The organism is Pseudomonas sp. OG7 (assembly GCF_014192825.1).
Lineage (GTDB): Bacteria > Pseudomonadota > Gammaproteobacteria > Pseudomonadales > Pseudomonadaceae > Aquipseudomonas > Aquipseudomonas monteilii.
In genome coordinates this window covers 147832-160443 of sequence record NZ_JACHYK010000012.1, presented here as the reverse complement: position 1 = coordinate 160443, position 12612 = coordinate 147832, and the positions used below count along the sequence as shown (strand labels likewise).

Sequence of the window (12612 nt, the reverse complement as noted above, 5' to 3'; positions counted from 1 at the left end):
GCCCCCCCCCCCCCCCCCCCCCCCCCCCCCCCCCCCCCCCCCCGCCCCCCCCCCCCCCCCCCCCCCCCCCCCCCCCCCCCCCCCCCCGCCCCCCCCCCCCCCCCCCCCCCCCCCCCCCCCCCCCCCCCCCCCCCCCCCCCCATTACGACATGCTCAAAGCAAAACTTGAGCACCTTGGTATTGCCTACAATACTACTGAGATCCCAAGCCTTAACGAGCAGTGTATATTGACCTACTCCAGGTGGGCAGTGGATGGAAACCGTTTTCCCTGACCCAGCGTTGAAACGTAACTAACCGACAACCATACCGCGACTCTGCCCCCCGTAAACACCACAACCCAGATGCTTTTGCAAGTATAAGTTCACACACCAGACTAACTCTCCAACCGGAAACTTGCTATAAAGCTCGGGATTTTAGGAGTCAGATCCTGCGCGATAGCACAATTAAAAATGGCACAACACGGTCAGAAATCAGTATACTTCCGCTGAGCTACGGCCCAGAAATATTCCAATACGACTATGGCTTTTCGTTCGTGGAAGTACTGAATCCACCTCACTTAGCCAACTGGCTATGTGGCTGGACATTCTCGCACGCCTGACCAAAAAGCAGCCTTGCTGCGAATCAAATGCAAATACATCGCCATCCTTGCTCCCTCAAGGTCACGACGCACGATAGCAGCGTAAATTGCTTCATGCTCATACTGCAAACGCAACGTATAACTTGCTTGATCTTGACGAGCTATACGTGCGGAATCTATCCGTGAGCGCGGGATAATGCCAGCTCCCAGATGGTGGACAAGATCGGCGAAATAGCGATTACCGCTGGCCTGGGCAATGCACAAATGAAATCGAAAGTCCGCCGACGCCGCGCCGACGGCATGGGTAGATTTATCGTTAAGCTCATCCAGTGCGCTGCGCATGTCCGCGAGCTGCGCATCGCTGCGCCGATGCGCAGCCAAACCGGCCGATTCAACTTCAAGGGCTATACGCAACTCCAGCACATCCAGCACTTCCCGAATGGTTTTAATGGCAAAGACGTCGATCTGAAAGGCGTCCGTCGACGGCCCCAGTACAAAGGTGCCGATCCCGTGCCGTGTCTCCACAAGTCCCGCCGCATTCAGCCGAGATATTGCCTCACGAACAACGGTGCGGCTAAGGCCTTGCTCGGCCATAAGCTGGGACTCCGTCGGGAGTTTGTCCCCATGACTGAGTTGCCCGGTACGTATCCGCTCACTCAGCACATTCATCAGTTGCTGCGCCAAACTGCGCAATCTGATCTTTAAATCTCCCGGCACTTGATGCTGCGTCATTGTGATTCCTACCGGCCAGAAATGGACACTGAGTGTGGAGAAGATCGGCGGCGACTCATAGCTTAGAGAATTGCCAAGAGCGCGCCACCACATATACACTGGGCAGCACGAGGATCAAGCAAAAACTTGAAGAAGCGAGCGAGAAAGCCGAAGGTTCCGATTATTTGGATCAGCTCACTGCGGAGCGGCTCTACGGCGGGGTTACGACTACCCGCATAAGGTTAGTAATCTTATGATCTTGGGTAATGTTTCAGCTGGATCAGGCTTTGCAGAGACTATGAGCGACCGGCTCGCAAGTCTAGTGCAAAGGTTGGAAACCTGCAACATCGAGCAATGTTGCATCGGAGAAACGAAGGCTCGTTCCAGAATCCGCTAGGCCAGGAGTAAGCCTGGCTCCCTCCCGTTCAAACGCCCAGCCATCCGGGCTGGGCGTATGAGAGCATCAGTACTTCAGAAACGCATTAAGCATGATAGTGTCACCTCCCGAAGTATTGCGGGCATAGACGTCGTTCTGGTACGCGGCGACTAAACCCCACTCACGAGTGCCATAGCCAATCTGCGGTCCGATCTTGGTGCTGCGGCTACGGTTACCAATATCATGGCCGTTAGACTGGTCGTCGGTCAGCTGAGTAGAAATGTATCCACCGACACCTGCTAACCAGTTTTGGGACACTCGATAGTTTAGGCCATAGTCTGCCACCAACTGAACACCCGACTGGTAGTTTGTATCATTATTCTCCCAGCTGTAGTTCAGGCTGATCTTCGAGCTCAGCTCGACGCGATCCACTGGCAACCAAGTAAAAGCATAACCCATGTACAAGGCGCGGGTATTGTTACCTGCATTGATGAGGGCGTGCTCGTCGTACTTACCCCACGGCTCAATCAGCTCAATATCAATGTTATGCAGGTAAGTTGCAGACATCCAGCTGACCAAGAATCCAAACATCGGATCGCCCATACCGCTGACAGAGTCTCGCTCAAATGGCCCCAGCGCCGGGATATTGATATGGCCTTTTACGTAAGGCAGTGCGGCCTGTACAGAGACATCACCACCCAGAAACTTTGGGCCGTCCAGTGTGTGAATAACACGAATGGCGTGGGCGTGAATACGACCCTTAGCCTTCGGAAAGACCTTATCACCTTCATTATTTCGAATCGAATTAATATCGATCAGCTTGTTATAGGTGTAGAAGTGTGTTTCACCGGGCGCTCCCACTGCACCACTCATTACAGTTACCGTACCTGCTGGGTAGCTAGAAGTGCCCCCCTCCAGCGCATAACCATGCGAAGACAACAAAAAACCGAAGCAGCAGGTGGCCGCTCGCAAAGCACAGGTATTATTCATGGCGAGACTCCGTCTTTTTTTGTTTTAATTAGAAATGAGTCACCCGGAAAATAGAGCCCCACCCCGCCATTTATTTGAATAGGGCAGCAGGGACGGAAACTACTCTAGGCGTTTACTATAAAAATATTACCATCCTTATCTACGGCCACTGACAGGGCGGTGAGTTTGCTTCCCAGGCAGGGGCCGTGAATACAAACACCGGTATCAATCTCGAACAACGCACCGTGGCCGTGACAGACGATATACTTCGACGCTCCATCCAGGTATTGGTCCTTCCTTAAGGGCAGCGTTGCCCCCGGCCAGTGCGGGCAAGAGTTCCGATATCCATATATCTTCCCGGACTTGTTAACCAGGAAAATATCGTCATTGCCAAACGGCGAATATCGGAACCCTACAGAAGCTCCAGGCAAAACATCATCGATATGGCAGATCCTTTCCATAGCGACTTTTCCCAATCAACGCCAGTTAATGGGGTGCGCCGCCCGGGGCCCACTGCTCGCGCCAATGGAACAGGAAGACCTGGGAGTTATCCATGATCCCTGGAGCTATGCGAGGCTCCCAGTTGTCATCATGCTGATCCATATCCGCGTCGTATTCGATATGGCAGCCCATCGGGGTATTGAAGTACCAGAACCAGTTAGAGCCGAAACGGTGGCGGCCAGGACCCCAGAAGGTTTCGTACCCCTTGTTGACCAGCGCAGTACCAGCACTGAGAACCTCAGTCGGGCCACCCAGGTGGAAGGTGAAATGTTCACATCCTTGCAGATGCGGCGGGGTCTGGATGAAGAACAGGGTGTGGTGTTCGAAGGTGCCTGCAGGACGCAGGAATGGGCCCATACCGACAAACTTGTCAGTCAGCTTGAAGCCGAGACGATTGGTATAGAACGCCTCAGCCTTGTCGATATCGGGCACGAAGAACACAACGTGAGAGAGCGAACGCGGGCGTGCGCCGATGGGGGTGGCAACATCGGACGGAACGCCGGTGACGTTTGCGGGGCGGCGGACATCGCCAGGGGCGTTGACAACTTCTGCGGGTAGATCGAGAGGTTTACGCACAGTGACCTGGAAGCCAAGCGCGAAGCCAAGATCGTCGACGAGCTCAAGCGAGCCATCACCCAAGATTTTAACCTCGCGCTCACCTTCGAATTCTTGCTTGATTTGCTGCAGCACCGAGGCGTCTTTAACGCCATAGACGGTCTTGCGCAGCATGTTGGCAGTCGGGAGGTCCCAGGCCGGCAAAGAAGGATCGTTACGCTGCTTTAGCTCAACGCCAGTGCCATCAAGGGCCTCGAAACGGCCGTTGCCCACAGGCGTCAGGCCGTAGTCAGTCAGAAACTGCTCACAGAGAGCAACATCATCCACACCAAAGACGAGCGTATCCGGGCCAATAATGTTCATTCGTTTACCTTCTTATTATTCATCGTGCTGTCGGTTTGACCAGCAGGCCTGACAAAGCCAGCCAGCTCTTGATACATGACAGGCATGCGCTCTTGCGACCACCTGCCATCCTATTCTGCCAGCGCTTATCGCCGCCGGGCGCCCCTGGCCAGATCACTAGACCGACCGGTGAATCAAGCTGAGTAAACCTGATTTGATTCTCGGGCTCGAAAACCAATCTATACGGCACGTATCGTTTTGTAAAGCCATTTGCTAGACTGCACATCAAGAGAGGGTCTCCACCCAGGCCTTCGCTTTCGTCCAGCAGATTCACGGCACCGCGGTAGCAATACCAAAGCGCAGACAATATACTGTCCGAATCGTATCGTAAGCATCTCCAAAGCGGATTGCACGAGCGTTTTAGCTAATTAACAGGATGCATGCATGCAGGTTAACAAGACCGCATCGAACGAAAAAACATCGGTCGGCCGCCCCCGCAGCGAGGCAACTCGACGTCAAATTCTTAGCGCGACCATCGGCCTTCTCCAAGACAAATCCATTCAGGGCATCTCCATCGAGGCGATTGCCCGCGAAGCTGGAGTAAGCAAGGCGACGATCTACCGCTGGTGGGACTCCAAGGCGCTTGTAGTTATCGACGCCTTTATGGAAAACCACCTGATTAAGACAACGATTCCACGTGATCTTAAACCGCGCGATGCGCTGGCCTATCACTTCAAATCGCTGGTCGAGCAATATTCGGGTTGGCCCGGCCGCCTGGTCGCTCAGATTATTGCCGAAGGTCAATCAGACCCATCGATCTTGCGGGCATTCCGCGAACGCTTCCACTACGGCCGTCGAGCTGTTGTGCGTGAAGTACTCGAAGAGTGGAAGGTAAGTGAGGAGATACCCGCAGATACCAACATCGAGATCCTCATGGATGTGATCTATGGTGCAGTCTACATGCGCCTTATGCTCGGCCACGCACCGCTTGATGAGGCTTTTGCCGAATCTCACATCGCTTACGTGTACCACCTACTCGGCATCGACTGAACCTCCAAAAAACCGGCCATAGGGCCGGTTAGGAAGCAGATAACTATCGGGCTTAGAACGCAGTGTTGTCTTTACCTTTGAGTGCCAGGATTTCACGCGCCTCCGCTGGGGTCGCGATTTCAATCCCAAGACCCTCGAGGATCTCGCGGATTTTTCTCACCTGCGCTGCATTCGATACTGCGAGCTCTCCACGGCCGATGTACAGGCTGTCCTCCAGACCTACGCGCACGTTGCCACCCAGAATAGCGCTGATGGTCGACAACGGAATCTGATCCTTCCCCGCCCCCAGCACAGACCAGTGATACTGATCGCCAAACAGGCGATCAGCGGTGCGCTTCTGGTGCAGGACATCCTCGATGTGGGAGCCAATGGCCCCACGCAAACCAAAGATGGTTTGAATAAACAGCGGCGGCTTCACCAAGCCTTGATCAAGGAAGTACTTCAGGGTGTAGAGATGGCTGACGTCATAGCATTCGAACTCGAAACGGGTGCCTGCACCACCGATCGTCTTCAGGATCCACTCGATATCGGCATAGGTGTTCTTGAACACCAGGTCCTTGGTCGCCTCGAGATGCTGAACCTCCCAATCGTACTTCCACTCCCTATCTTTCTTGGCCATTTCGGAAAGATTGAGGTTGATAGACCCCATGTTCAGCGAGCACATCTCGGGCTGCAGGTCGATACCGGCGGCGGCGCGCTCATTGATCGGCATGCCCGGACCACCACCTCCGGTGGAGATATTCACGATCGCATCGGTTTCACGCTTGATGCGGCCGACAAACTCACGAAACACCTGCGGACTGCCAGTAGGACGACCATCCTCAGGGTTACGCGCATGAAGATGGACAATGGCAGCACCGGCCTTAACCGCTTCAATCGCCTGCTCGGCAATCTCATCAGGAGTTACAGGCAGGTAAGGTGACATCGAGGGGGTATGTGCACCACCGGTGATAGCAGCGGTAATGATCGCCTTTTTCACAGTTCCTCTCCTTCGTTGAGAGCCAAAAGCACAAATAGCATTCGGCAGTTTTTTCCCGACCTGTTCGACCAGCTATGATTGGTGGCGCGCTGGATTAGAACGTCGCCAGCCTTCATCAATGACTCACCTTGATCGAGCATTGCGTAGATCTCGCCCTCAAGCACTACGGCGTAATCCAACGATTCGGTTTTGTGGAACCAGAAGTGCCGCGGCTGCGCGTTATCACGCACGCCTTCCTTGTCGAGAAACTCGAGAAGCTTCTCTTTGTCGTACGACTCGTCTGGCGGGAAGTCCACGATCCGCAAAAGCGAACCGCCTTCAGAATGGAAGCCGAATTTGTGTCCCGCCGGCGCCGGCTCTGCGCCGACCGCACGGCCTTCTCCGGTAGCCCAGAGCACCTGAGCGACAGGTTTTCCGTGCTCGGCAACAACATTTAGCGAATGGCCATCGCTGACGATGATCGACTCACCTTTTTCGTTGTGACCAGTGACAATTCGTCGAACTGCTGCGTAACCCAGGTTTGCCGGCTTAGTCATGTTCCCTCCACAGAAACGGTACGTTTCGTATAATTATTAGTTAAATTTTTCCGCCTGGATTTACATCCATGACCAAGAACGTTGCCGAGGCATTTGCTATTAATTTGTTTCTCTCAACGTCATGCACCTCGCTTCTGGCGAATGCCACCTGTCGACCGACACGGTCGACATTACCGGTAACCTTCAGCCGCTTAGGTGTTGCCGCAGACTGCATGTTCACAGCGATGCTAGTGGTCGCGCAGGTCTTTCCGAAAGGCAGCTTACTGAGGACTGCATAGGCCATTGCATAATCCAGCATGGTCATCAAAGTCCCACCGGAAACAACACCATTACCCTGAATTGTTTTAGGCGATACCATAAAACTGAATTCCAGTTCACCTGGCGATCCGCTTACCAGCCGAGCACCGAGCTCCTTCAGTCCTTCCGTTGTTTCGATAGCAAAATCAAACGTTTGCTCAGCGATAATTTCTTCAAGTAGTGCACGATCGGGATTATCATTTAGCGTTTGCATGGTCTGCCTCAGTTCGCCCCCGCCACACACTTCTGGCGTTGATGCCCCAGACCCGAAATTTCACCCACCATAACGTCACCTTCAGTGAGATAACGATTGTAATGGGTGCCATTACCGGCAGGAGAACCCGTACAGATGATGTCGCCGGGTAAGAGTTTTGCATACTTGGAGATGTATGCAATTTGCTTTTCAATATTAAAAAGCATATCTGCGCTCGTCTCGTCCTGCATAACCGCACCGGAAACCGTGAGCTTCATAAGCAGATCATACGGATTGTCGATGAAACACTTAGGCACAACGTAGGGTCCCAGGGGCAGGAAACCAGGCTGCCCTTTCGAGCGGAACCAATCGGTGCCAAGCATTTTATAATCGGTTCGCGGGATCAGGTCGCGGGCAGAGATATCGTTTACGATGGTATACCCAGCCACGTAATCCATTGCATCTGCCTCGCGGATGTTGTATCCCTCTTTGCCGATTACGACCGCCAATTCCAACTCCCAGTCCGGTTTTTCAGTAGTTGGCGGCAAAACCAGATCGTCATAGGGACCAGAAATTGCGGACACCGGTTTGGTGAATACATACGGCTCGCCGTTCGCGACCCGATTGTCCATCATCTCCTCAGCCCACTGCTTCAGCTCTTTTTTGCTGAGCCCTTCTGGTCCGACATTGGCATCTACGGTCATATCGACCACGTGCTTTCGGTAGTTTGCGCCCGTGCAGAATATTTGCCTGGGGAGGTCTACAGCCGGGTGAAATGCAAGATCGCTCTCATCGTACCACTCGGTAATATCAATTTTTTCTACCAGTACGTTAAGTGCCAGGAAAGCAGTGGGCCACGAGTCTAGAAGAGCGAGTACACTTTTACCGGCAAGCTCAGGCTTACCGTACACTTCAGCCAACTTTGAAATCGGAGCAATCTTACCATCCACTACGAGGCCAGCAAACTTCTCAGCACCTGCACCTCGAATGGAGAACGTACCTAGTGCGAACTTTTTCATGCCCACTCCAAACTTAATTTATCAGCCTAGGGATACAACTTGATCGTAGCTAGCATCCGAGCCGATCAATCCAAGCAGCCGCCGATGTTCAATCAGCAGATTTACACCACGCTCGTCGGGTGTAAGCGATACCGGGATCGCGAGTATCATTGCATTAACAGCTTCATCAGGGAGCCCTTGGCCCGAAAGACTTTCCTGGAGCCTTTCCAGATTCTCGGGAAGCTGAGCGAGGGTCTCGGAAAGGTTGTTCAACCAAAGCCGTATGCCTGGATTCAAGGACAGCGATGACTTTCTGACGACCAGCCCCTGACCAGGGAACTCAGGGTAATACCCCTGCACCTCAGCAATTTTATGCATTCCTTCCTTGATTGCGAGTGTGTCAAACGGCGGACCAAGGAGAGTGGCATCACCCTCCCCATTCACCAATGACACATAGCGTTCTTTCACACCCCCCACCGGAGCAAGCGTGTAATCACGTAGATCCAGGCCTGCTTGATTCAGCATGGCTCTGAGGGCAATGACGAACCCATTTTCAGGAGCATCAACCAGAATTTTTGCGCCACCGAGATCGTTGACGCTTTTGATGCGAGGGGAGGCAACGATGGACAGTGGCGTTGTGGTCTCGAGCTGAGCAACTATGACAAAGTCTTTTGGGCCAGGCCGATGATTCCAGTGGAAGACGTTGTCCATTGAAGTCACAACGGCATCTACGCTGCCGTCCGAGAGCGCGTCAAACTGCTCATCGGAAGACTGGGTACGGCTTGTCTCAACTGACAGTCCCGCGCACTCTTTCCAAGAGGCGGCAACTGCGATCGCGGGGGGCACGAACCACATCACACTGAGCCTGCTATTGGTCATTTTTTCTTCTCGTTTTTGGCCTTGGCTAAATATAATACTGTACGTATCGTATTGTCAAACGAGTCAAATATGACCTTCCAGCATCGGAAAGGCTATAAAATTCAAGGGGTAATTACTGAAACTGCTCACTGCCTGAAGCCGCAGATTTGGCATTCCTGGCGGACTTTCGTCGGATCGAGTAGGAGGCGGGTTCACACCCGCCGTCCTCTCACACCACCGTGCGTACGGTTCCGTACACGGCGGTTCAAGCTATGCGGCTAAGCCGGTTGATCGTATCCAGTATCGAGACGAGCCCGAGTCGATCCCATATTTTCTTCGGCAGCGCCTGATTCATATGTGACGCTCCGGAGTTCCACCATGGCCCCCGGCCGTTGGAGGCTGATTTGCAGGCTCGCTCCTCGCTAAGACCCAAACGCATCAGGTTGTGAGCCCTCGTGGAGGGCTGCTTCCATTGGCGCCAGATGGCACAGCGAAGTTTATGCCTGAGCCAGCTATCCAGCTCTTCGAGCGGCCGCTTGCTTTGGCTGAGTTGAAAGTAGCCTGCCCAACCTCGCAGCACAGGGTTTATCCACTCGATGACGTTGGCCATCTTGCGACCCCGCGCACCGCGCAGCAATTCTCTCAGCCGGTCACGTATGCGACCTAAACTCGTCGTCGCCACACGCAGCCTCGGCTGCAGGTGACGGCTCATGCCATAGCCCAAGTAGTCACACTTCCAAGCCCTTGCGACGCGGCTCTTCTTTCGATTCACCGTCAATCTCAAGCGCAGGGTCAAGAAGCGCTCCACACTGTCCATCACTCGTTCGCCAGCACGAGGACTGCGCACATAGATGTTCGCATCATCGGCATAACGTACGAAGCGATGGCCCCGTCGCTCCAACTCGCGGTCCAGTTCGTCGAGCAGAACATTCGACAGCAGCGGCGAAAGTGGGCCGCCTTGCGGCGTCCCCTCCTGCCGCTGGCTGACGACTCCGCCCGACATGATCCCAGCCTCAAGGTAGCGGCGGACTAGCCTGAGCACTCTCTTGTCTTCGACCCGGCGCTGCAAGCAGGCCATCAAGATGTCGTGGCTGACCCGATCAAAGAACTTCTCAAGATCAAGCTCCACGCACCAGCGATGCCCCGCCGCCACATGGGAGCGGGCCATTTCAACAGCTTGGTGAGCGCTTTTGCCCGGACGAAAGCCGTAGCTGTAGTCCGAAAACAGCGGATCGAAGAGTGGCGTGAGCTGTTGCTGCAAAGCTTGCTGGATCAGACGATCCACGACGCTGGGGATTCCCAGTTGCCGTGTGCCGCCCTGCGGCTTGGGGATTTCAACCGCCCGCACTGTTTGGGGATGGTATTCACCGGCCAGCAACCTGGCGTTGAGCGTTGGCCAATACTGTTTCACATAGCCAGCCAAGTCAGCGACCGTCATGCCATCGGCACCCGGCGCCCCCTTGTTGCTGACTACGCGCTTATACGCACGCCTGAGGTTGGCCGGTGCAAGCACCCGCTCCATCAGCGTGTCCGGCTCCGCGTTCGTCCACGCCACTGACGCCGTCGATACCTTTGCACTGCCAGGCATCACCCTCGGCTTCTGGCCGGGACTCGGGATGACAGTTTCCGCTGTGGGAAATTTCTGCATTACGGCTACCAACGAGACAGTGACGCCTACTGGCGGCATAACCTGTTCGGCCCTTGGTGACGCGGTTAACCGCCACTTACTACGACCTCGGCTGACTTCTGCACGCTCATCCCGTCGCCTCTCGACGCTCGGTAGCACAGTGGCAAATGTGCAGATCTCCCAGGGTAATTCGCGTGACCTTCCTGCTTATGCCTGTCGGATCTACGTCACAGCGTTCCGTGCAAGTATTGGGCTTTGGCGATTGTTGCCGCCTAACCCCGCTGCGCCGCCTCATCCGCTTCCTGTTCGTCAGGCCAGCATTTTGCCTCGGGCTTCCTTCAGATTCGCAGTCGCCCGCGACACCCTTGCCTCTGGCTAACACTTCCCCTTGCCGGGTGTGTAGAGGACTTTCACCTCCAAGTCACCCGCTCGGCCACCACAACCAAACGGGTTGCGCTAACGCGCAACGCGCCATGCCTGGCGCACAACGAAAAAAGGGAGGCGGCCGCTGGCCCCTCCCTTCTGGCACTTTTACCAGTACCCGGATTAGCCGCTGGCGATCAGGCTGCACAGCACGGATTTAAAGCCTTCAATCTGCTCAGGGGCAAATCGGGCGAATATCTGCTCTTGCTGCGCTTCGGCAATACTCCACAGTGTTTCTGCCTGGTCGTGACCTGCGGCGGTCAAAGAGCAGTCGTCTTCATTCCTACGTACCAACCCCTTGCGCTCCAGAATAGCTCGAGCCTCCTCAATCTCCCGCAAAGGCATCGCCACCATGCGCTGCGCAAATAGCGGCAGATCAATGCGCAATGCGCGACGGCCCGGAGGTTGCTGCGGGTTGGTTTCAGTAGAGCAGCATACATGTACGGATTATATTGGCATAAATGCCGTGACTGATGGCAACGCTGGGAGACGGTTGCGCCAGGTTGCAGGCATTATCGAACGAGTTGGGCTAAGGGTGATCGCGTCTGCGTCAAAATTACGCGGACACCACCACCCTTACAGCCGGATTTGGAAGGTGACTAGATCGGACGCTTACGCATCAATCTGCTCAAACACGGAACTAAAGGTCCAGCACAAGCCGGGGCGACTTGCTCCCGGAGCAGCAGACGAACATTGTCTTGTTGCTCGAGCGCTCAGACTCACTAAGGATCGAGTCACGATGGTCTGGCTGCCCCTCAAGCACTTGGACCTCACACGCGCCGCAGATCCCTTCGCGGCACGAGTTCATCACCTCCACCCCAGCCTGACCCAGAGCATCCAGGACGCTCTGCCCCTCGACAACACTGACAGTCTTGCCGGAGCGAGCAAGATGAACCTCGAAGCCGCCTCCAGTGCTGGCTTCCTGCAGCGGCACAAAACTCTCGTAATGGACCCGCTCGGAAGGAACTGCCTTCGATGCCTCTAGATACGAGTTCAGCATCCCGGAAGGACCGCAACAGTAGAAGTGAGTATCGTCGTCACCAGCGCTCAAGAGCGAGCTGATCGTGCTGACAGTCTCGTCCACGGACTGAGCGAAATGCAGGTGCACCTCACCGTACTTGAAAGAGCTCTCGAGCCGATCCAACAGCGCTGCGTTTTTACGCCCCCGCGCAAAGTAGTGCAGCTCCCAATTGATGGCTAAGTTTTCCAGGCGCTGAGCCATCGACCAGATCGGTGTAATACCGATGCCGCCAGCCAATAGAATCGCCTTGCCACCCCCTTCGTAGAGCTCAAAGCAATTTTTGGGCGCACTGACTTTGATCTGATCACCGCAGTGCAGCTTCTCGTGAATCAGCCTGGAACCACCTCGACTCTTCGGATCCTTGGCAACGGCGATCACGTAGCGATTGTTGTCGCCTTGGGAGTTCAGAAGCGAATAGCTTCTGAGTGGCGCACCTTCAATGATCAGGTCGATGTGCGCCCCTGCTGAAAACGGCGGTAGTTCGGCGCCTGCCTCGGGTAAAGGCAAAAACTCATAGGACAGAATATCGTGAGCTTCATGGACGACAGATTTAACGTAAACAGAGAAGGAATTCTGGGAACTCATGACAGCAATCACCA

Annotated in this window: 13 protein-coding genes; 1 reads left to right on the top strand and 12 read right to left on the bottom strand. The window is 54.8% G+C overall.

Annotation, left to right across the window (positions count from 1 at the left end; genetic code table 11):
* Positions 1-568: 568 nt before the first annotated feature.
* The 4 genes from FHW75_RS25565 to FHW75_RS25550 form a co-directional block, all read right to left on the bottom strand.
* Positions 569-1309: a FadR/GntR family transcriptional regulator gene (locus tag FHW75_RS25565; RefSeq protein ID WP_183675120.1), complete on the bottom strand. Its 741-nt coding sequence runs from the start codon at positions 1307-1309 to the stop codon at positions 569-571.
* A gap of 442 nt (positions 1310-1751) precedes the next feature.
* On the bottom strand, positions 1752-2654 hold the full coding sequence (locus FHW75_RS25560) for a transporter (RefSeq protein WP_183675117.1): 903 nt from the start codon (positions 2652-2654) through the stop codon (positions 1752-1754).
* A 104-nt stretch (positions 2655-2758) separates the two neighbouring features.
* Positions 2759-3094, bottom strand: coding sequence for a Rieske (2Fe-2S) protein (locus FHW75_RS27315; protein WP_183675113.1), 336 nt, complete (start codon positions 3092-3094; stop codon positions 2759-2761).
* Between the two features lie 25 nt (positions 3095-3119).
* Positions 3120-4052: a VOC family protein gene (locus FHW75_RS25550; protein ID WP_183675111.1), complete on the bottom strand. Its 933-nt coding sequence runs from the start codon at positions 4050-4052 to the stop codon at positions 3120-3122.
* Between the two features lie 423 nt (positions 4053-4475).
* Between FHW75_RS25550 and FHW75_RS25545 the strand changes: the two genes are divergently transcribed.
* Positions 4476-5081, top strand: a complete 606-nt coding sequence (locus tag FHW75_RS25545) for a TetR/AcrR family transcriptional regulator (protein WP_183675108.1) — start codon at positions 4476-4478, stop codon at positions 5079-5081.
* Positions 5082-5133: 52 nt separating this feature from the next.
* Here FHW75_RS25545 and FHW75_RS25540 read toward each other — a convergent pair whose 3' ends face one another.
* The 8 genes from FHW75_RS25540 to FHW75_RS25505 all read right to left on the bottom strand — a co-directional run bounded on the left by FHW75_RS25540 (position 5134) and on the right by FHW75_RS25505 (position 12598).
* Positions 5134-6060 (bottom strand): 3-keto-5-aminohexanoate cleavage protein, encoded by a 927-nt coding sequence (locus tag FHW75_RS25540; RefSeq protein WP_183675105.1) that lies wholly within the window; start codon positions 6058-6060, stop codon positions 5134-5136.
* Positions 6057-6596 carry a cupin domain-containing protein gene (locus FHW75_RS25535; protein ID WP_095064653.1) on the bottom strand — a complete coding sequence of 180 codons (540 nt, stop codon included), beginning with the start codon at positions 6594-6596 and terminating at the stop codon, positions 6057-6059. The genes FHW75_RS25540 and FHW75_RS25535 overlap by 4 nt, the downstream gene beginning before the upstream one ends.
* 40 nt (positions 6597-6636) lie before the next feature.
* On the bottom strand, positions 6637-7107 hold the full coding sequence (locus FHW75_RS25530; protein WP_183675103.1) for a PaaI family thioesterase: 471 nt from the start codon (positions 7105-7107) through the stop codon (positions 6637-6639).
* Between the two features lie 8 nt (positions 7108-7115).
* Positions 7116-8105 (bottom strand): fumarylacetoacetate hydrolase family protein, encoded by a 990-nt coding sequence (locus tag FHW75_RS25525; protein ID WP_183675101.1) that lies wholly within the window; start codon positions 8103-8105, stop codon positions 7116-7118.
* Between the two features lie 21 nt (positions 8106-8126).
* Positions 8127-8963 carry an ABC transporter substrate-binding protein gene (locus FHW75_RS25520; RefSeq protein ID WP_183675099.1) on the bottom strand — a complete coding sequence of 279 codons (837 nt, stop codon included), beginning with the start codon at positions 8961-8963 and terminating at the stop codon, positions 8127-8129.
* A gap of 244 nt (positions 8964-9207) precedes the next feature.
* A complete protein-coding gene (gene ltrA, locus FHW75_RS25515; protein WP_183675097.1) occupies positions 9208-10629 on the bottom strand; it encodes a group II intron reverse transcriptase/maturase in 1422 nt (473 codons plus the stop codon).
* 486 nt (positions 10630-11115) lie between these two features.
* Positions 11116-11379 (bottom strand): hypothetical protein, encoded by a 264-nt coding sequence (locus FHW75_RS25510; protein WP_183675095.1) that lies wholly within the window; start codon positions 11377-11379, stop codon positions 11116-11118.
* A gap of 253 nt (positions 11380-11632) precedes the next feature.
* A complete protein-coding gene (locus FHW75_RS25505; RefSeq protein WP_183675092.1) occupies positions 11633-12598 on the bottom strand; it encodes a PDR/VanB family oxidoreductase in 966 nt (321 codons plus the stop codon).
* Between the last annotated feature and the right edge of the window lie 14 nt (positions 12599-12612).